The organism is Janthinobacterium sp. 344 (assembly GCF_900112025.1).
Classification (GTDB): Bacteria; Pseudomonadota; Gammaproteobacteria; order Burkholderiales; family Burkholderiaceae_D; genus Janthinobacterium.
Window position 1 is genome coordinate 178,967 of record NZ_FOKL01000004.1, and the last position, 19,148, is coordinate 198,114.

General features: G+C 62.9%; 20 protein-coding genes. 12 read left to right on the plus strand and 8 right to left on the minus strand.

The features are described 5' to 3' along the window. Positions 1-40: 40 nt before the first annotated feature. Together BM193_RS13140 and BM193_RS13145 are read right to left on the minus strand one after the other, a co-directional pair. The gene (locus BM193_RS13140) at positions 41-1,045 is read right to left on the minus strand and encodes a FecR domain-containing protein (protein ID WP_175533271.1); all 1,005 of its coding nucleotides are present in this window, start codon (positions 1,043-1,045) and stop codon (positions 41-43) included. Then, on the minus strand, positions 1,042-1,551 hold the full coding sequence (locus tag BM193_RS13145) for a sigma-70 family RNA polymerase sigma factor (protein WP_092797145.1): 510 nt from the start codon (positions 1,549-1,551) through the stop codon (positions 1,042-1,044). The genes BM193_RS13140 and BM193_RS13145 overlap by 4 nt, the downstream gene beginning before the upstream one ends. A 238-nt stretch (positions 1,552-1,789) precedes the next feature. Here BM193_RS13145 and ffh point away from each other — a divergent pair, with 238 nt between their 5' ends. Together ffh and BM193_RS13155 are read left to right on the plus strand one after the other, a co-directional pair. Next, complete coding sequence (gene ffh, locus BM193_RS13150) at positions 1,790-3,157, plus strand: signal recognition particle protein (RefSeq protein WP_034780269.1); 1,368 nt, start codon at positions 1,790-1,792, stop codon at positions 3,155-3,157. A 431-nt stretch (positions 3,158-3,588) separates the two neighbouring features. Next, positions 3,589-3,984 (plus strand): SWIB/MDM2 domain-containing protein, encoded by a 396-nt coding sequence (locus tag BM193_RS13155; protein ID WP_071653383.1) that lies wholly within the window; start codon positions 3,589-3,591, stop codon positions 3,982-3,984. A gap of 164 nt (positions 3,985-4,148) precedes the next feature. On the opposite strand, the gene BM193_RS13160 is transcribed toward BM193_RS13155, so the two are convergent. Together BM193_RS13160 and BM193_RS13165 are read right to left on the minus strand one after the other, a co-directional pair. Beyond that, entirely contained in the window at positions 4,149-4,766 is a 618-nt protein-coding gene (locus BM193_RS13160) for a lytic transglycosylase domain-containing protein (protein ID WP_092796408.1), read from the minus strand. After that, positions 4,763-6,502, minus strand: coding sequence for a proline--tRNA ligase (locus BM193_RS13165; RefSeq protein WP_092796410.1), 1,740 nt, complete (start codon positions 6,500-6,502; stop codon positions 4,763-4,765). Before BM193_RS13165 ends, BM193_RS13160 begins: the two co-directional genes overlap by 4 nt. A 204-nt stretch (positions 6,503-6,706) precedes the next feature. Between BM193_RS13165 and BM193_RS13170 the strand changes: the two genes are divergently transcribed. Continuing rightward, positions 6,707-7,339 carry an RNA pyrophosphohydrolase gene (locus BM193_RS13170; protein WP_092796412.1) on the plus strand — a complete coding sequence of 211 codons (633 nt, stop codon included), beginning with the start codon at positions 6,707-6,709 and terminating at the stop codon, positions 7,337-7,339. Between the two features lie 102 nt (positions 7,340-7,441). Here the strand turns inward: BM193_RS13170 and mqo are convergent, their stop codons facing one another. Further along, entirely contained in the window at positions 7,442-9,052 is a 1,611-nt protein-coding gene (gene mqo, locus BM193_RS13175) for a malate dehydrogenase (quinone) (RefSeq protein ID WP_254786108.1), read from the minus strand. A gap of 429 nt (positions 9,053-9,481) precedes the next feature. Further along, positions 9,482-10,063 (minus strand): malonic semialdehyde reductase, encoded by a 582-nt coding sequence (locus tag BM193_RS13180; protein ID WP_092796416.1) that lies wholly within the window; start codon positions 10,061-10,063, stop codon positions 9,482-9,484. A gap of 107 nt (positions 10,064-10,170) precedes the next feature. Here BM193_RS13180 and BM193_RS13185 point away from each other — a divergent pair, with 107 nt between their 5' ends. Genes BM193_RS13185 through BM193_RS13200 form a run of 4 tightly spaced genes read left to right on the plus strand, consistent with a single transcriptional unit; the run spans position 10,171 to position 12,596 of the window. Continuing rightward, positions 10,171-10,593 carry a DUF1841 family protein gene (locus BM193_RS13185; protein ID WP_092796418.1) on the plus strand — a complete coding sequence of 141 codons (423 nt, stop codon included), beginning with the start codon at positions 10,171-10,173 and terminating at the stop codon, positions 10,591-10,593. Between the two features lie 46 nt (positions 10,594-10,639). Further along, positions 10,640-11,749, plus strand: a complete 1,110-nt coding sequence (locus BM193_RS13190; RefSeq protein ID WP_092796420.1) for a saccharopine dehydrogenase family protein — start codon at positions 10,640-10,642, stop codon at positions 11,747-11,749. Then, complete coding sequence (locus BM193_RS13195) at positions 11,746-12,216, plus strand: DUF2269 family protein (protein WP_092796422.1); 471 nt, start codon at positions 11,746-11,748, stop codon at positions 12,214-12,216. Before BM193_RS13190 ends, BM193_RS13195 begins: the two co-directional genes overlap by 4 nt. Further along, positions 12,213-12,596, plus strand: coding sequence for a DoxX-like family protein (locus tag BM193_RS13200; RefSeq protein WP_092796424.1), 384 nt, complete (start codon positions 12,213-12,215; stop codon positions 12,594-12,596). The genes BM193_RS13195 and BM193_RS13200 overlap by 4 nt, the downstream gene beginning before the upstream one ends. 29 nt (positions 12,597-12,625) lie before the next feature. Here the strand turns inward: BM193_RS13200 and BM193_RS13205 are convergent, their stop codons facing one another. Both BM193_RS13205 and BM193_RS13210 read right to left on the minus strand, forming a co-directional pair. Next, complete coding sequence (locus BM193_RS13205) at positions 12,626-12,967, minus strand: c-type cytochrome (protein ID WP_092796426.1); 342 nt, start codon at positions 12,965-12,967, stop codon at positions 12,626-12,628. 11 nt (positions 12,968-12,978) lie between these two features. Next, positions 12,979-13,308, minus strand: a complete 330-nt coding sequence (locus BM193_RS13210) for a c-type cytochrome (RefSeq protein WP_092796428.1) — start codon at positions 13,306-13,308, stop codon at positions 12,979-12,981. A 232-nt stretch (positions 13,309-13,540) separates the two neighbouring features. Between BM193_RS13210 and BM193_RS13215 the strand changes: the two genes are divergently transcribed. The 5 genes from BM193_RS13215 to BM193_RS13235 all read left to right on the plus strand — a co-directional run bounded on the left by BM193_RS13215 (position 13,541) and on the right by BM193_RS13235 (position 18,846). After that, positions 13,541-14,410: an AAA family ATPase gene (locus BM193_RS13215; RefSeq protein ID WP_092796430.1), complete on the plus strand. Its 870-nt coding sequence runs from the start codon at positions 13,541-13,543 to the stop codon at positions 14,408-14,410. 9 nt (positions 14,411-14,419) lie between these two features. Further along, positions 14,420-15,058 (plus strand): GNAT family N-acetyltransferase, encoded by a 639-nt coding sequence (locus BM193_RS13220; RefSeq protein ID WP_092796432.1) that lies wholly within the window; start codon positions 14,420-14,422, stop codon positions 15,056-15,058. Beyond that, positions 15,052-16,221, plus strand: a complete 1,170-nt coding sequence (locus BM193_RS13225; protein ID WP_092796434.1) for a vWA domain-containing protein — start codon at positions 15,052-15,054, stop codon at positions 16,219-16,221. Before BM193_RS13220 ends, BM193_RS13225 begins: the two co-directional genes overlap by 7 nt. A 306-nt stretch (positions 16,222-16,527) precedes the next feature. Continuing rightward, the gene (locus BM193_RS13230) at positions 16,528-17,715 is read left to right on the plus strand and encodes a cation:proton antiporter (protein ID WP_175533272.1); all 1,188 of its coding nucleotides are present in this window, start codon (positions 16,528-16,530) and stop codon (positions 17,713-17,715) included. Beyond that, the gene (locus BM193_RS13235) at positions 17,716-18,846 is read left to right on the plus strand and encodes a YbdK family carboxylate-amine ligase (RefSeq protein ID WP_092796438.1); all 1,131 of its coding nucleotides are present in this window, start codon (positions 17,716-17,718) and stop codon (positions 18,844-18,846) included. The last annotated feature ends 302 nt before the right edge of the window (positions 18,847-19,148 follow it).

A 19,148-nucleotide genomic window follows, 5' to 3' on the forward strand; every position in this document is an offset into this window, starting at 1 on the left:
ACGGGCAGCCGGATGGCCAGTATTTTTTTACGACGCGTGGCTACGGGGCCGATTCCACCGTCACCCAATACGCCGTGCGGCTGCGCACCTGCACGGGCAGCGAGTGCGGCAGCATGTTCAGGATGCGCCCGGTATCGGCCAGCGGGAACACGCCGGACAGGCGCAGCCGGGCCACTTGCGGCGCGCAATGGATGACGCCGGGGCGGTAGCGGGCCAGGTCGGCCAGGAAATCGCCCAACGTCACGTCGTCGACGATCAGCTGCCCGCGCGACCAGGCATCGGCATGCGCATCGATGGCGTGCGGCGCGTCCGTTGCTTGGCGTGAAAACGCCACGCCGCGCCCGGCCGCCAGGCGCAGCGGCGCGCCCTGGCCGTCGCGGGGGCGGATCTCGACGGCGCTTTCAAACACGTCCACCGTGCTGACGCCATCCTGCTGGCGCACGGAAAAGCGCGTGCCCAGCGCGCGCACCAGGCCTTCGCGCGTGGCCACCACCAACGGCGCGGCGCTGCCGGCGCCGTGGCCGCTGGTGACGAGGATTTCGCCGGCCAGCAATTCGATCAGGCGGCGGCTGGCGTCGAAACGCACGTTCACGGCCGATCCCGTATTCAGGCTGAGCACGCTGCCATCGGCCAGCGCCACGTCGCGGCGCTGGCCCGTGGCCGTGCGGTAATCGGCGCGCAAGCTGCGCGCGCCATCCCAGGCAGATGTCTGCGCGGCCAGCAAGCCGCCACCGCCGGCCACGCCCAGCCACGCCAGCAGCTGGCGCCGCTTGCGACTGGCGGGCGGCCCGGCGCTGGCCAGGGCCTGGGCGGCGGCCGTGCGCTGCGCGCCATCGCCATACGCGCCGTTGAAGCGCTGCGAGACGGCCTCGATATGCCGCCAGGCCCGTTCATGTTCCGGGTCGGCCCCGCGCCAGCGCTGCCATGCGGCCTGCGCGGCTGCATCCATCTCGCCCGACATCAGCATGGTCAGCCACTCGGCCGCCTGCTGCTGCACCGCCTCGCGGATGGCCGGCGGGGCCGCAGATCCACGCAAGGTGCTCATGCCGGCAGCGAGAAAAACACCTGGCGGTTGGCACGCGTCAGGTATTGCTTGACCGAGCTGGCCGACACCTGCAGGCGCGCGGCGATCTCGGCATAGCTGAGGCCTTCCAGCTGGGCCAGCAAAAACGCCGTGCGCACGGGGCCGGGCAAGCCATCGAGGGCCGCGTCGATTTCCTGCAAGGCTTCCAGCGCCAGCAAACGCGCTTCGGGCGCGGGCGCCACCTCGGGCGGCAGACAGGACAGCGCTTCCAGATACGCGTCTTCCAGCACTTGCCGGCGGTAGCGGTGCGCCAGCAGGCGGCGCGCGATGGTGGCGAGAAACGGCCGCGCCTCGCGGATCTGCGGCGCCGTGCCATTCGTCAGCACGCTGATGAAAGTATCGTGCGCCAGGTCGGCCGCCTCGCCCGCATTGCCCAGCTTATGCCGCAGCCAGCCCTGCAGCCAGCCGTGATGGCTGCTGTAGAGCGCGTGCAAGTCCTGTTGCTGGGCAAAATCGGCGGCCGACATGGCATCCTCTCCGGTCAGGCGCAGCGCGCCCAAGAATGTAAATAAGAATTATTCTCATTTTAACCGCGAATTTAGCTTTCATGCAATCGCGGCATTGCCAGAAATACCAACTAATTCAAAGGCAGGCCGACCGCCAGGCTGTGCAGCAGGGGAACGCCGTGGCCCCGCGATGGGGTAAAATGGCGCCCATCGTCCGGCTTTCGCCGCCCACTCCCAAGCTTTTCATTGCAGGTTCATCATGCTAGATAATCTCACCCAACGGCTTGCCAAAGTCGTCAAGACCATGCGCGGCGAGGCGCGCCTGACCGAAGCGAACACCGCCGACATGCTGCGCGAAGTGCGCCTGGCGCTGCTCGAAGCCGACGTCGCCCTGCCCGCCGTGCGCGAATTCATCGCCAAAGTCAAAGAAAAAGCCATGGGCGAGGATGTCATTTCCTCGCTCACGCCGGGCCAGGCCCTGGTCGGCGTGGTGCAGCGCGAGCTGGCCGCCCTGATGGGCGCCGACCTGGGACCGGAAGCGTCGCAGATCAGCTTTGCCCAGCAGCCGCCCGCCATCATCCTGATGGCCGGTCTGCAGGGTGTGGGTAAAACCACCACCGTCGGCAAGCTGGCGAAGTACCTGAAGGAAGAAAAGAAGAAGAAAGTGCTGACCGTCTCGGCCGACGTGTACCGTCCCGCCGCAATCGCCCAGCTGCAATCGGTCACCGCCCAGGTCGGCGCCGACTTCTTCCCGTCTTCCAGCACGGACAAGCCCGTCGATATCGCCCTGGCCGCGCTGGACTGGGCGAAAAAGCATTACCACGACGTGCTGATCATCGATACGGCGGGCCGTCTCGGTATCGACGAAGAGATGATGCGCGAAATCGCCGCCGTCCACGGCGCCGTGAAACCGATCGAAACCCTGTTTGTCGTCGACGCCATGCTGGGCCAGGATGCCATCAACACGGCCAAGGCCTTCAACGACGCGCTGCCGCTGACGGGCATCGTGCTGACCAAGCTCGACGGTGACGCGCGCGGCGGTGCGGCCCTGTCCGTGCGCCACATCACGGGCAAGCCGATCAAGTTTGCCGGTGTCTCGGAAAAACTCGACGGCCTGGAAGCGTTCGACCCGACCCGCATGGCCAACCGCATCCTCGGCATGGGCGACATCCTCGCCCTGGTGGAAGAGGCACGCAAGGGCGTCGACAGCAAGGCGGCGGCCGACCTGGCGCAAAAAATCAAGGTGGGCGGCAAGTTCGACATGAACGACTTCAAGGCGCAACTGGGCCAGATGAAGAAAATGGGCGGCATGGCCAACCTGATGGACAAGTTGCCGGCCCAGTTCCAGCAGGCGGCAGGCGGCAAGAACATGGACCAGGCCGACAAGCAGGTGCGCCGCATGTGCGGCATCATCGATTCGATGACGCCGCAGGAACGCGCCAAGCCGGAACTGATCAAGGCCACGCGCAAGCGCCGCATCGCCGCCGGCGCCGGCGTGCAGGTGCAGGAAGTAAACCGCATGCTGACGCAATTCGAGCAGATGCAGACGATGATGAAAAAACTGTCGGGCGGCGGCATGATGAAGATGATGCGCAGTATGAAAGGCATGATGCCAGGTATGAGGTAAGGCTTCAAAATCCGCTGCGCGGTGGTCTTTGCGGCCGGCGATGCTCAGCGCACTAGAGTGCGCTTGCGCTTCTCGGCCACAAATCATCCCCGCTCGCTGTGATTTTGAAGGCCTTTTTTACGCCGCGTATCGCAAGTCGATAGATCAAAAAACACTGTTCCAGATAATGCCGGATTGCATTTTCATGTGCCCGGCATCACTCTTCCCTTCTCCTGCGGCAGCCCTCCCCGCATAGCCAGCAACCATGCCATTTACGGGCAAAAACACGCTTCTGTGCCCCCAAGCGGTGCGCCCGGGAGACAGGCGCGTCATTTCGCTGCTTTTTCCTCGTGAAAACGTGAAAAACACTTGCATACTAGGTAAATCCACACCAATATTAGCCGTGCGATTAATTGCGCAATTTCCCATGTGTTTGTTAAGGAGGCTCGAAGATGGCAACAGCCAAAAAAACCCCAGTAGCAGCGCCAGCCAAAGCAGCAGCAGCCAAGCCTGCAGCCGCCAAGAAAGCAGCACCCGCAGCCAAGGCAGCAGCTAAACCTGCAGCGGCGAAGAAAGCGGCAGCACCGGCAACACCACGCAAGCCAAACGCAGCATTCATGAAAGCAATGACGCCATCGAAAGAACTGGCCGCCGTTGTTGGCGCAGCACCACTGCCGCGCACGGAAGTGACCAAAAAGGTATGGGATTACATCAAAAAACTCGATCTGCAAGATCCGGCCAACCGCCGCATGATCAATGCGGACGACAAGCTGAAAGCCGTTTTCGGCGGCAAAGCCCAAGTCTCCATGTTTGAAATGACGAAACTGATCTCCGATCATTTGAAATAATCAGATACGCACAGGGCGTTACGCGCCGTGTGAGTGCCCCGCCGCATTACTGCGAGCGGGGCATTTTTTTGGGGTCAGTCCCTGCGGGGCATTTTGGGGTCAGACCCTCAACACCGTTAACACAAAGCTCTGCGCCAACGCTGCCGGGGGTCTGACCCCAGCCTTTATTTGACTTCCCACTGCTTCCAAGCCGCCCTTACCGCATTCGGATACTCGGCCCTGCCCCGGCTGCCGTTGTACCGTCCCAGCGCCAGGTACAAGTCGCCTTTTTCCATGTCCAGGTACATGCGCAGGATGGCGCAGCCGTAGCGCAAATTCGTCTGCATGTGGAACAGCTTGCTGCGGTCGCTGTCGCCGATGACGCCCGTCCAGAACGGCATCACCTGCATGTAGCCGCGTGCGCCGGCCAGCGAGACGGCATATTTGCGGTAGGCCGACTCGACCTGGATCAGGCCCAGCACCAGGGCCGGCTCCAGGCCCGCGCGGCGCGACTCATACCAGACGGTTTCCAGGAATTCCGTGCGCAGTTGCGCATCGGGCAGCTTGCGCTGCAGGCGCGACGACATCTGCGCCAGCCATTGCTGATAGCGCTGCGCGTCGGCGGGCGTGGCAAATTGGGGTTGCGGCGGACGCTCGTCGCGGATCGCGTGCGACAGGGCCAGGCGGACGGAGTCAGCCAGTGCCTCCTCCTTCTGGTTGCCGGCCTGCGCCGGAGCGACGCAGGCCAGGCAGGCGGCCAGCGCGAGCGCGCCAGCCGTCGTGCTTACCGATAAGCGCTTCACTGCGCCATTTTGCCCTGGATGAAGGCGACGATCTCGTCCGGCGCAACGCCGGTCGCTTCCGCATCGCGGCGGCCCTGGTATTCCAGCTTGCCTTCCTTCAGGCCCCGTTCGCCGATGACGATGCGGTGCGGCACGCCAATCAGTTCCCAGTCAGCAAACATGGCGCCTGGACGCAGGCCACGGTCGTCGACGATGACATCCACGCCGGCGCCTTGCAGGGCCGCGTACAGCTTCTCCGTCTCTTCCTTGACCAGTTCGCTGCGGTCCATGCCCATCGGACACAGCACGACTTCGAACGGCGCGATCGAGGCGGGCCAGATGATGCCCTTGTCGTCGAAGTTCTGTTCGATGGCGGCACCCAGGATGCGCGTCACGCCGATGCCGTAGCAACCCATCTGCAGCGGCGCAGGCTTGCCGTTTTCGTCGAGGAAGGTGGCTTTCATGCTTTCCGAGTACGCCGTCCCCAGCTGGAACACGTGGCCCACTTCGATGCCGCGTTCGATGGCCAATGCGCCCTGGCCGTCCGGCGAAGCGTCGCCGGCGACGACGTTGCGCAAGTCGGCCACGATGGCAGGCTCGGCCACGTCACGGCCCCAGTTGGCGCCCGTGTAGTGGAAACCGGCGTCATTCGCGCCGCAGACGAAGTCGCTCATGTGGGCGACCGTGCGGTCCGCCACCACGGTGACCGGTGCTTGCGTGCCGATCGGGCCCAGGTAGCCGGGAATGGTGCCGTAGACTTCCAGGATTTCCGCTTCCGTCGAGAAACGATGACCGGCCAGGCCGGCAACCTTGCCCACCTTGATATCGTTCAATTCATGGTCGCCGCGCAGCAGCAGCATGAAGTGCTGTTTCGTGACTTTCTCGTCCTTGCCCGTCGTCTCCACCGTCAGGGCGATGGTTTTCACGGTGCGCGACAGCTCCAGGCCCAGCAAGGCGGCCACGGTTTCGCACTTGACGGTGTCCGGCGTGGCCGTTTTCGTCAGTGCCTCGGTGGCGGCCGGGCGTTCGCCGGCCGGCGCCAGCGCTTCGGCCGCTTCCATGTTGGCCGCGTAATCGGACGTCGGGCAATACACGAGCGCGTCTTCACCCGTGTGGGCGATGACGTGGAATTCGTGCGAACCGGAACCGCCGATGGCGCCGTTGTCGGCCGCCACGGCACGGAATTGCAGGCCGAAACGCGTGAAGATGCGCGTGTAGGCGTCAAACATGACCTTGTACGATGCCTGCATGCCGGCCAGGTCGCGGTCGAACGAATACGCGTCCTTCATGGTGAATTCGCGGCCGCGCATCAGGCCGAAGCGGGGACGGCGCTCGTCGCGGAACTTGGTCTGGATGTGATAAAAGTTCAGCGGCAGCTGGCGGTAGGACTTGATTTCCGTGCGCACGACGTCCGTGATGACTTCTTCCGACGTGGGCTGAATCGCGTATTCGCGGCCGTGGCGGTCTTTCACGCGCATCAGTTCGTCGCCCATCTTGGTCCAGCGGCCCGTTTCCTGCCACAGTTCGGCCGGCTGCACGAGCGGCATCAGCAGTTCGATGCCGGCGGCTTTGTTCATCTCGTCACGGATGATGGCTTCCACCTTGCGGATCACGCGCAAGCCCATCGGCATGTAGGTATAGATGCCGGAACCGAGGCGTTTGATCATGCCTGCACGCATCATCAATTGGTGGCTGACGATTTCCGCGTCAGAAGGTGCATCTTTAAGTGTGGAAATAAAAAAACGGGAGGCGCGCATAACGGTGAATTCTTTTTAAAAAGAGAGGGTTATAATCAACCTAATTTTAAAGGATTAGCTGGCTGATGCGTCCATACTTTACACAAATGCGCTCAATTGGTGCGATTCCGGCCCTTTTCGCACCCCGAAAAGGTGGCCGGCTTGCGGAGTTGTGGGTAATTATGTAAAAAAAGACGCTCTGTCGCAGAAAGTTTGAGGTGCATTATGCTCGACCGTGAAGGGTTTCGGCCCAACGTCGGCATCATCCTGCTAAACGCCCAGAACGAGGTGTGGTGGGGCAAGCGGGTGCGCGAGCACTCATGGCAGTTTCCGCAAGGCGGTATCAAATATGGCGAAACACCGGAACAAGCCATGTTTCGCGAACTTGAAGAGGAAATCGGACTCAGACAGGAACACGTCAAAATTGTCGGCCGCACCCGCGACTGGCTGCGCTATGAAGTGCCAGACCACTTCATCAAGCGCGAGATTCGCGGCCACTACCGTGGCCAGAAGCAGATTTGGTTTCTGCTGAGAATGTGCGCGCGCGACAACGACGTCAATCTGCGCCTGACCGACCATCCGGAGTTCGACGCCTGGCGCTGGCATGAGTACTGGGTCCCGCTCGATGTCGTGATTGAATTTAAACGCGATGTGTACCAGCGCGCCTTGCAGGAGCTGTCCCGCTTCCTGACCTGGCCCGTGCATGGCAACACAGCGCAGCAGCACCGCCACACGGCGCGCTACCTGCGCCAGCCCCATGCGCCCAGGGCGCAGGACGGCGTGGCACCGGCAAAACCTTGCGACGGCCCCGCCGCCGAGGGGCGCACGCCGGAGCTGATTCTGCCCGGCAAGGAGTAGTCCGCCGTACCATGAACGCACTCTCCCACGCAAAAGGGGCAGCCTGACCAGGCTGCCCCTTTTTTCATTCCGACAGGAAACTTCCCTGCCGGTCCGGCTGACTTAGTGTGCCGCCGGTGCTGGCGCAGCGCCCGGCACGTCGAGCGTGATCGCCTTCAGGCCCAGGATATTGCTGCTGTACTGGCGGATCTTGTTGGCCAGGGCCGGGTCGTTGTTCAGCTTTTGGCCGTACGACGGCACCATTTCCACCATCTTGGCCTGCCATTCCGGCGTGGCCAGGCGGCTCTTGAATGCCGTTTGCAGCACCTTGATCATGATCGGCGGCGCGGTCGAGGCGCCTGGCGAGGCGCCCAGCAGGGCGACGATGCTGCCATCGGCGGCGCCGACGACTTCCGTGCCGAACTGCAGCAAGCCGCCTTTGACCGGGTCATCCTTGACGATCTGCACGCGCTGGCCGGCGTTTTGCAAGGTCCAATCTTCCATCTTGGCGTTCGGCAGGTATTCGCGCAGGGTCTTCAGGCGGTCTTCCGGCGTGTTCATCACCTGTTCCACCAGGTATTTGGTCAGCGGAATATTGTCGTAGCCGGCTTGCAGCATCGGCTTCACATTGCCCGTGCCGATCGAGCCTGGCAAGTCGGTCCACGAACCGTTTTTCAGGAACTTGGTCGAGAAGGTGGCAAACGGGCCAAACAGCAGGGCTTTCTTGCCATCGATGATGCGCGTATCCAGATGCGGCACGGACATCGGCGGCGAACCGACGGACGCCTTGCCATACACCTTGGCCGCATGCGCCGCCACCAGTTCCGGGTTGGTCGTCACCAGCCATTGGCCGCCGACCGGCACGCCGCCATAGCCCTTGGCTTCCGGGATGCCCGATTTTTCCAGCAGCGGCAGCGAACCGCCACCCGCGCCGATGAAGACGAACTTGGCGCGCATGGTCTTTTCCTGGCCGTCGGCCAGGTTTTTCACCTTGACGTTCCACACGCCATCGGCGCCGCGCTGGATATCTTCCACCTGGTGGCGCAGGTGCAGGACCATGCCATGGCTGTCCGTCAGGTAGCTCACCAGGCCGCGCGTGAGGTTGCCGAAATTGACGTCGGTACCGATGTCCATGCGTGTCGCCGCCACTTTCTGGCTCTTGTCGCGGCCTTGCATGACCAGCGGCGCCCATTGCGCGATCTGCGCCGGGTCTTCCGAGTACAACATGCCCTTGAACAGGTTTTCCTTTTGCAGCGCTTCATAGCGCTTGTGCAGGAAAGCGATATTGGCGTCGCCCCAGACAAAGGCCATGTGCGGCACGTTGTTGATGAAGGTTTGCGGCGCGCCCAGGTGCTTGTTGGCCACCTGATAGGCCCAGAATTGCTTGGAAATTTCGAATTGCTCGTTGATGGCAACGGCTTTCTTGGTCTCGATGCTGCCGTCGGCCGCTTCCGGCGTGTAGTTCAGTTCGGCAAATGCCGAGTGGCCCGTGCCCGCGTTGTTCATCGCGTCCGAACTTTCGGCGGCCACGGAATCGAGACGCTCGACCATTTCCATCGTCAGCGACGGGTCAAGCTCCTTGAGCATGCTGCCCAGGGTGGCGCTCATGGTGCCGGCGCCGACCAGCAGCACGTCGACCGGCTTGTCGGACGATGCCGACGAGGCCGTTGACGGGGTTTTGTCACATGCCGCCAGGATCAGGCACGACATCAAAAGTAATAGCGGTTTACGCATACGTAACTCCATTGAGTGATACTGAAGGATGATTCTTGTGCGCCACCGCGGCAACGCCTATGCTGCAGCCAATGAAAACAGTCCGGCCTCCGGAGCGCCAGGGCGGCCGGAAAGGCGAAGAGCGATGGTGTCAGGCATGCTGCCGCGCTCCGGTTGAATGGGAGCGAGTACGGATGGCAAAGGTGCGGACACTGGACGGGGCGACGTCGTTGTCGGCCGGGAATCGGCAATACAATCGCCGTCATGTCCAGAGCAAATATCAAGAACGGCGATTTTATCACCGTTATTTGGCGCCGCCGGGGCGCGGGGATCGTGGATAATACTTACTGCCAGGTATTATTTTCTGGTAACTATCAGGTCATGCGCAGGGGGAGCGGGCGTGAAAAAGGGCATCCGCGATGCCCTTCACATTGCTCACAACAACGATGTTCAGACGATGCGGCAGGCTTCCTCGAACGCCAGGCGCGGCGCGCGCGGACGCACTTTGTCCGCATCGCCATAACCGAGGCTGCAGACGAAATTGGCTTTCACGGTGGTGCCGGCAAAGAACGCGGCATCCAGTTTGTCCGTATCGAAACCCGACATGGGGCCGCAATCGAGGCCCAGCGCGCGCGCCGCCAGAATCAGATAGCCGCCTTGCAGCGAGGAATTGCGGAACGCCGTCGCATCGGATAGCGCCGGGTTGCCCGCGAACCAGGCACGCGCGTCGACGTGCGGCGACAGCTTGGGCAATTGCTCATAAAACGCCATGTCCATGCCGATGATGGCCGTCACGGGCGCCTGCGCCACCTTGGCCGCATTGCCGGCCGACATGCACTCGACCAGGGTCGCCTTCGCCTCGGGCGATTTGACGAAGACAATGCGGATGGGCGAGCCATTGGCCGCAGTGGGCGCCCACTTCAATGTATCATACAGTTGCTTGAGCAAGTCATCGCTGACGGGGCGGTCTTGCCAGCCGTTGTGCGTGCGGGCGGCATAGAACAGGGTATCGAGGGCGGCGTCATTCAACATCGGGCAATCTCCAGGCAATTGGTGGAAGGATAGAAAAAGCTGGCTCAGGGTACACACATTGCGTACGCGGTACAATGCCGGCTGCCCTTTAGCCACTTCATCCAGCCATGTTCAACCCTTCTTCCGACGATGTACGCCGCTTCTTTTGCGAAACATTGCGCAAGCACCGAGCCCACGACATCCTCACGCCCATGGAAGCCATCGCGCTCGACTGGATCCTCGAACATCCCGAATACGAAAATGAACTCTCCGACGTGGAAGCGGCGCTGGCGCGCGATTACTCCGTCGAAGGGGGGCAAGCCAATCCCTTCCTGCACCTGTCCATGCATCTGTCGATCACGGAGCAGGTGCAGGTGGACCAGCCGCGCGGCATCCGCCCGGCCGTGCAGCAACTGACGCAGCGCCTCGATTCGGCCCACGCGGCCCACCATGAAGTGATGGAATGCCTGGGCCAGATGATCTGGGCTTCGCAGCGCTCGGGCTTGCCGCCGGACACGGACGCGTATATCGACTGCGTGCGCCGCCGCTGATCAGCTAGTATCATGTTGCCAAGACACGCATCAAGCGAAGGATATCTTGGCCCATCACACCCTCCTTGTACTCGGCGGTTACGGCTTTTTCGGCACGCGCATATGCCATGCGCTGGCCGGCAATAAGCATATTCATCTGCTGGTGGCCGGGCGCGATGCCGCCAGGGCCAGGGCATTGACGACGCAATTGGGCTTGCCTCCACGGCAAGCGCTGGCGCTCGACGCCCATGCGCCCGGCCTGGCGCCGCGCCTGGCCGAACTGGGCGTCGATACGCTGATCCATACCGCCGGTCCGTTCCAGGGCCAGGATTACCGCGTCGCCTGCGCCGCAATCGACGCCGGCGCCAACTATATCGATCTGGCCGACGGCCGCGATTTTGTCGCCGGCATCGCCAGCCTCGACGCGCGGGCGCGCCAGCGCGGCGTCTTCGTCACCAGCGGCGCCAGTTCGCTGCCGGCGCTGTCGTCGGCCGTGGTGGACCGCTACCTGCCGCGCTTCCGCCAGCTCACCTCGATCCGCCACGGCATCGCCTCCGGCGCCCGGGCACCGGGCCTCGCCACCATGACGGGCATCTTCTCGTATTGCGGCAAGCCGTTCCAGCGCCTCGTTGCCGGCCGCCAGGCACGCACGCACGGCTGGCTTGACCTGCAGCGCCACCGCTTTGCCGCGCCCGTGGGACGGCGCTTGCTGGGCAGTTGCGACGTGCCCGACCTGGCGCTGTTCCCGCAACGCTATCCGGGCCTGGAAACCGTCACGTTTCACGCCGGCTTTGCCGGCGCGCCCGGCCATCTGTTCGTCTGGGCCGCCGCGCAGCTGGTGCGGCTGGGCCTGTTGCGCAGCCTGGTCCCGCTGGCCAAGCCGCTGCACGCCATCAGCCACTGGCTGGAACCGCTGGTCAGCGACAAGGGCGCCATGTTCGTGACGATGCAAGGCGTGGGACTGGATGGCTTGCCCCTGACCTTGACATGGCAGTTGCTGGCGGCGCAAAACCACGGTCCGCACATCCCGTGCGGCGCGGCCATCGCGCTGGCGACACAACTGGCCAGCGATGGCGCGCCAGCACCGCGCGGCGCCATGCCCTGCGTCGGCCTGCTCACGGTGGAAGCTTATCTGGCCGCGCTGCAGGGCTACGACGTGACCGAGGTGCCGGCATGAGCTGCTACCTGTTCGTCAAATGGCTGCACATCCTCAGCGCCACCATCCTGTTTGGCACCGGCATCGGCATCGCCTTCTTCAAGTGGATCAACGACCGGGGCGGCGAGGTGCGCGCGATCCGCCTGTCGGCCGAAAAGACCGTGCTGGCCGACTGGCTGTTCACCACGCCCGCCGTCATTGTCCAGCCGCTGTCCGGACTGGCGCTGGCGCACCTGGCCGGCTACCCTATCCTCTCCGGCTGGGTCTTCGCCTCGCTGCTGCTGTATGCGCTGGCCGGCGCCTGCTGGCTGCCCGTGGTGTGGCTGCAGATCCGCATGCGCAGCCTGGCCCGCGTGGCCGACGACACGGGCGCGCCGCTGCCGCGCCTGTACTGGACCTATGCGCGCTGCTGGTTCTGGCTCGGCGTGCCGGCCTTTGTAGCGCTGATGCTGGTCTACTGGCTGATGGTGGCCAAGCCCACGCCATGACGCCGGCGAACCTGCAGCGGCTGTACTGGGCCATGCGCCTCGGCATGGCCTTCCTCTGGCTATGGACGGCATTTGTGTCCTGGTACCTGTATCCGCATGCGGAGTCGCTCGCCTGGCTGCGCCGCAGCGGCGTCACGCTATATGCCGAACAAGTGTTTGCCGCGTCCTGCCTGGCCGACCTGGCCATGGGCATCGCCTCGCTGCTCCATGCCAGGCCGTGGCTGTGGTGGACGCAGTGCGCGCTGGTGGCCGGCTATTCGCTGGTGATCGCCGTCTTCCTGCCGGAATTCCTGCTCCACCCTTTCGGACCGCTGACGAAAAACATCCCCGTGATCGCCGGCCTGGCATTCCTGGCCCTCTATGAGAAAAGCCACGGCTAGCGTGGCTTCGGCATGGGCATCGGGAACGCTCAGCGGTGAATCACCAGGGTCGTCGGCAGGCTGTGGAAATAGGCGGCCAGGTCCTTGATATCCTGGTTGCTCAGCGGCTTGACCTGGCCCGTCATGATGGCGTTGTTGCGGCCGTTCGGCTTGTCGCCCCGCTTGTAGGCGGTCAGCGCGTGTTCCAGATAATCCTTGTGCTGGCCTGCCAGCTTCGGATACGAAGGGTCGATGGGCGAGCCATAATCCTTGCCATGGCAGGTGGCGCAGCTGTATTTTTCCGCCAGGGCCTTGCCCGTGTTGATATTGCCGGCGGCGCTGGCGCCGAACGAGACGGTGGCGCAAACGAGGGCGGCGAGTAGTGTTTTCATCTGGCTAGTCCTCAGTTCGGCTTGGCTTGTTGCGCATAATAGGCGGCGACATCGGCGATATCCTGGTCCGACAGGCTGCTGGCGATGCCCTTCATGCTGGGGTGCTTGCGGTCGCCCTTCTTGTAGGCTTGCAGCGCGTTCTCGATATATTTGGCGGGCTGGCCGCCGATCATCGGCACCTGGAATACTTCGGGAAAGGTTGCCTTGTAGCCCGGAATGCCGTGGCAGCCGATACACATTTCCACCTTGGCAGTGGCTGCCTTGGCGTTTCCTACAATGTCAGCCGCTGTGACGGCATTGGCGATGCCGGCAAGCACGAGAAGTGCAAATATTTTTTTCATAGTGGCAAAGTGAACAAAGGTAATCGGAGAAACGCCAGAGCTGGTTTTTTTTGATTTTATGTGTTGACTTTAAATGTTGACAATTAAACTGTTGATTGCCGATTCTAACCAAGATGTTCTTGCAAGTCCACTCACAAAAAATCCACTGTCGCAGACGGGCACAGGCCGCCCGCGTGGCAGTGCGCCACAGTTCTGTTTATACTTGCCCTTTCCCTACTTTGGCAGACCGCTCATGCAAGCACAGCACCCCCAGCAAGGCCAACGCTTCGAAGGTTCCGACAGCTATGTCGCCACCGCCGACCTGAAACTGGCCGTGAATGCGGCGCTGACCCTGCAGCGCCCGCTGCTGATCAAGGGCGAGCCCGGCACGGGCAAGACCATGCTGGCCGAGGAAGTGGCCGCCGCGCTGAACATGCCGCTGATGCAGTGGCATATCAAATCGACCACCAAGGCGCAGCAGGGCCTGTACGAGTACGATGCCGTCTCGCGCCTGCGCGATTCGCAGCTGGGCGACGAGCGCGTGCGCGACATCCAGAACTATATCGTCAAGGGCGTGCTGTGGCAGGCGTTCACGGCGCCGGAGCCGGTGGTGCTCTTGATCGATGAAATCGACAAGGCCGACATCGAATTCCCCAACGACCTGCTGCGCGAATTGGACCGCATGGAATTCTATGTGTATGAAACGCGCGAAATGGTCACGGCGCGCCATCGCCCGCTCGTCATCATCACCTCGAACAACGAGAAGGAACTGCCGGACGCCTTCCTGCGCCGCTGCTTCTTCCATTACATCAAATTCCCCGACAAGGACACGATGGAGCAGATCGTCGCCGTCCACTACCCGCACCTGAAACAGGAGCTGCTGGCGCAGGCGCTGCAAACCTTCTATGCCGTGCGCGACGTGCCGGGCCTGAAGAAAAAACCGTCGACCTCGGAATTTCTCGACTGGCTCAAGCTGCTGCTGGCCGAAGACATTCCCGTTGAGGCGCTGCGCAGCCAGGACAACAAGACCATCGTGCCGCCCCTGCATGGGGCGCTGCTGAAAAACGAACAAGACGTGCACCTGTTCGAGCGCCTGATGTTCATGTCGCGCACCAACCGCTAGGACGCGTCGATGAACGACATCGTCCCGGACAAGGTCTTCGTCCCACTGGAATTGCACGGCATCCGCCTCGAAGCGCTGGCGCCGCATCACGCACCCGGCCTGCGCGCGGCCGCCGCCGATGGCGAACTGTGGAAGCTGCGCGTCACCTCCGTGCCCGAGCCGGACCAGGTGGAGCAGTACATCTTCAAGGGCATCGAGATGCGCCCTTCGCGCTTCGCCTTTGCCGTCATCGACAGCGCCAGCGGCGAGGTACTGGGCACCACCAGCTATCACGACGTGGTGCCCAGCATCGGCCGCCTGGAAATCGGCTACACCTGGTACGCCAAACGCTGCCAGCGCAGCCATGTCAACACCACCTGCAAATTGCTGCTGCTGACGCACGCCTTCGAGACGCTCGGCTGCGCGCTGGTGGGTTTTCGCACCGATAATTTCAACCACGCCTCGCAAGCGGCCATCGAGCGCCTGGGCGCGAAAAAGGATGGCGTGCTGCGCCACCACGCACTGCGCCGCGACGGCACCGTGCGCGACACGGTCATGTACAGCATCACGCGCGGCGAATGGCCGGAAATCGCCGCCCACCTGCGCTACAAGCTGGCGCAGCGGCCGATTCAAGCGCTGCCGCGCGCGGCAGAGGCGCCGCCATGCTGATCGACTTTTTCTTCACGCTCAAGGATGCCAAGATCCCCGTCTCGATCAAGGAATTTCTGACCTTGCTCGAAGCGCTGCAAAAGAATGTCATCGGCGCGTCGATGGATGATTTTTACTATCTGTCGCGCCTGACCCTGGTCAAGGATGAAGCGCATTTCGACAAGTTCGACCGCGCGTTCGCGCAGTACTTCAAGGGCGTCAATGCGGCCTTCGAAACGAATGCGGCGATTCCGCTCGACTGGCTGCTCAAGCGCATGCAGCGCGAGCTGTCCGACGAGCAGAAGGCGCAGCTGGAAAAATTCGGCTACGACAAGCTGATGGACCGCCTCAACGAGCTGCTGAAGGAACAGAAGGAACGCCACGAGGGCGGCAGCAAATGGATCGGCACGGGCGGCACTTCGCCGTTCGGCAATGGCGGCACGAATCCGGAAGGCATCCGCATCGGCGGCAAGGGCGGCAACCGCACGGCCGTGAAAGTATGGGAAGCGCGCAGCTACCAGGATTACGACGGCGAACGCGAGCTGGGCACGCGCAACCTGAAGGTGGCCTTGCGCCGCCTGCGCAAGTTCGCGCGCGAAGGCGCGGAAGACGAACTGGCGCTCGACGCCACCATCGCCGCCACGGCCAACAACGCGGGCTACCTGGACATCAGGATGCGGCCCGAGCGCAAGAACCGCATCAAGGTGCTGATGCTGTTCGACGTGGGCGGCAGCATGGACGACCATATCGAGCGCACGGAAGAACTGTTCTCGGCGGCGAAGACGGAATTCAAGAACATGGAATTCTTTTACTTCCACAACTGCGTCTACGACACCCTGTGGAAGAACAACCGGCGCCGCAACGCCGAGCGCTTTTCCACCTGGGACGTGCTGCGCAAATACCCGCCCGACACCAAGCTGATTTTCGTCGGCGACGCCACCATGAGCCCCTACGAGATCCTGCAGCCGGGCGGCAGCGTCGAATACAACAACGAGGAAGCGGGTTCCGTCTGGCTGGCCCGGTTTACCAGCGCCTTCCCGAAATTCATCTGGCTCAATCCCGAGCCGGAAGGCCTGTGGCAGTACCGCCAGTCCATCGGCGTGATGCGCCAGCTGATGAACGACCGCATGTTCCCCCTGTCGATCGACGGGCTGGAACGGGGCATGCGCTTGCTCAGTAAATAAAGTCGCGCAACAAAAAGTCCATGGCGGCATGCCGCCGCCATGTCGTACACTGCGGTAGAAACAAGCGTGCGGAGCATCTCCGCCACGGGCGGCGCGCCATCGATACCGGCATGCCCGCCCCGCTGCATCTTGTGGCCGGCCGCCATGGCCGTGGCACTGTTCGATTGCGCACATCGTGCGCGCCATCTGCTCCGGTAGAATCGGCGCATCGCGCTGCGCAAACAATGCACCATCGCTGCACCATGCCGTTGCCGCGCCAGCCTCCATGCTGCCGGCCGGTGCCAGCGCAATTTCAAAGGAATGAGCATGCAAAGTCTAATCTCGATCGCCGCCGACCTGTCCTGGCCGTTCGCCATTACCCTGGCCTGGGTCGTCGGCGAGTTCGGTCACCGCTGGACTGGTCTGCCGCGCATCAGTTTTTATGGCGTGATCGGTTTCATCCTGGCGCAAACCCAGGTCGGCATCCTGCCGCAGACGGACGCCGGCCCCATGCTCGTGCTGGCCGACGTGGCCTTTGGCCTGATCCTGTTCGAGGTCGGCTACCGCATCAACCTGCGCTGGCTGAAAAACAATCCCTGGATCGCCGTCACGGGCCTGGTCGAATCCTTTCTGACCTTTGGCGTCGTCTACTTCATCGGCATCGAATTCGGTTCCACCTCGATGACGGCGCTGCTGCTCGCCTCGCTGGCCATGTCCACTTCGCCCGCCACCATCATGCGCGTGATTAACGAGGAACGCAGCTCGGGCCAGGTCACGGAACGCATCGTCCACCTGACGGCCCTGAACTGCGTGCTGGCCGTCTTCATGTTCAATATCATCGTCGGCTTCTGGATGTTCCAGAGCTCCACGGACATGATCGAGGCGACCAGCAGCAGCGCCGCCGTGCTGGCCGCGTCCGTGGCCGCCGGCACCGTCTTCGGCATCGTCGTGCCGGCCATGCTGCGCCGCCTGGGCAACATGGCGCAGGATGCCACCGTGGCGTTCGCGCTGTCGGTGATGCTGCTCGTCGCCCTGACCTACACCACCAGCCTGTCGCCGCTGCTGGCCACCCTCACCTTCGGCCTGGTGGCGCGCCACCGCCGCGTCGCCTTCAGCCAGGCGCAGCGCAACTTCGGCGCGCTGGGCGAACTGCTGACGGTGCTGCTGTTCGTGTATGCCGCCTCGACCCTGGAATGGGCCAGCGTGACGGCCGGCGCGGGCCTGGCCCTGGCCGTCGTCGGCGGCCGCCTGCTGACGAAAGTGGTCGGCGTGGCCGCCTTCTCGCACGTCAGCGGCATTTCCTGGCGCAAGGGCGTGCTGACGGGCGTGGCGCTGACGCCCGTCTCCGTCTTCATCATCCTGCTGCTCGAACACGCGCGCCAGCACGGCGTGAACTTCGGCGACGAATTGAATGCGCTGGCCGCCGTCACCCTGGGCCTGGAACTGGTCGGCCCCGTGCTGGTGCAGCGCGTGCTGATGCTGGCAAAAGAAACCCACGAAATCAAGGAGCGCTAAATGCCGCTGGAACCCTTTGGCCAATCGGCCGCCCTGACGTTCGGCGTCGAACTCGAACTGCAACTGGTGAACCTGTCGGACTACGACCTGACGGCCGCCAGCCCCGACCTGCTGCATCTGCTGAACAAGAAACCGTTCCCCGGCAATGTCACGCCCGAGATCACCGAGAGCATGATCGAAATTAACTCGAGCGTGCATACGCATCACGGCCCGCTGCTGGAGCAGTTGCAGGAAATCCGCGACACCCTGGTGACGGCCGGCGACAAGCTCAATATCGGCATCGCCGGCGGCGGCACGCACCCGTTCCAGCAATGGTCTTCGCAAAAGATCTTTTCCAAGCCGCGCTTCCAGGAAATCTCGGAACTGTACGGCTACCTGGCCAAGCAGTTCACCATCTTCGGCCAGCACGTGCACATCGGCTGCGCCTCGGGCGACGACGCCATGTTTTTGCTGCATTCGCTGAACCGCTACATCCCTCACTTCATCGCCCTTTCGGCGTCCTCGCCCTACGTGCAGGGGCGCGACACCCTGTTCGATTCGGCCCGCCTGAACTCCGTGTTCGCCTTTCCCATGAGCGGCCGCGCGCCATTCACCCTGAGCTGGGAACAGTTCTCCAACGAGTATTTCGCCAAGATGGAGAACACGGGCATCATCAAGAGCATGAAGGATTTTTACTGGGATATCCGGCCCAAGCCGGAATTCGGCACCATCGAGCTGCGCGTGTGCGACACGCCGCTGACGGTGGAGCGGGCCGCCGCGCTGGCCGCCTACCTGCAGGCCCTGTGCCGCTATCTGCTGGAACAGAAGGAAGCGCCGCCCGTGGAAGACGATTACCTCGTGTACAACTACAACCGCTTCCAGGCCTGCCGCTTCGGCCTCGATGGCGCCATCACGCATCCGAAAACCTACGAGACGATGTCGCTGCGCGAAGACATCATGACCACCTTGCGCAAGATGGAGCCGCACGCCGAGGCGCTGGGCAGCACGCAGGCGCTGAAGCACCTGTCGGACGTGGCCAAGCAATGGAGCGACGCGCAATACCTGCGCAAGCAGCACAGCTTGCAGGGCAGCGCCGAAGGCATGGTCGATGCGGCGATCCGCTGCTTCCGAGGCGAACCCATGAATTACTGAAGATGCCTGGCCAAACCTGCTGCGCGTCGGCATAGGCGGCCTGCGATGCTCACCGTACCTGCGTACGGTTGCGCTTCTCAGCCACCTCTCCCTTCCGCTCGCGACGGTTTTGCCAGTCATCGTGACCTTTACCCCAGCAACGTGGCCCGTTCACTCCCGCCCCTCAGGGTCCGACCCCAGATCTTGCTTTTGGGGTGCAATCAGGCGCAACCACGCCAACCACGTCAACCCAAAAAACCACACCGCGTCTTCCCGTCATTTACAGCGCCCACCCCCGCTTGTTACAATAAGTGAGAATGATT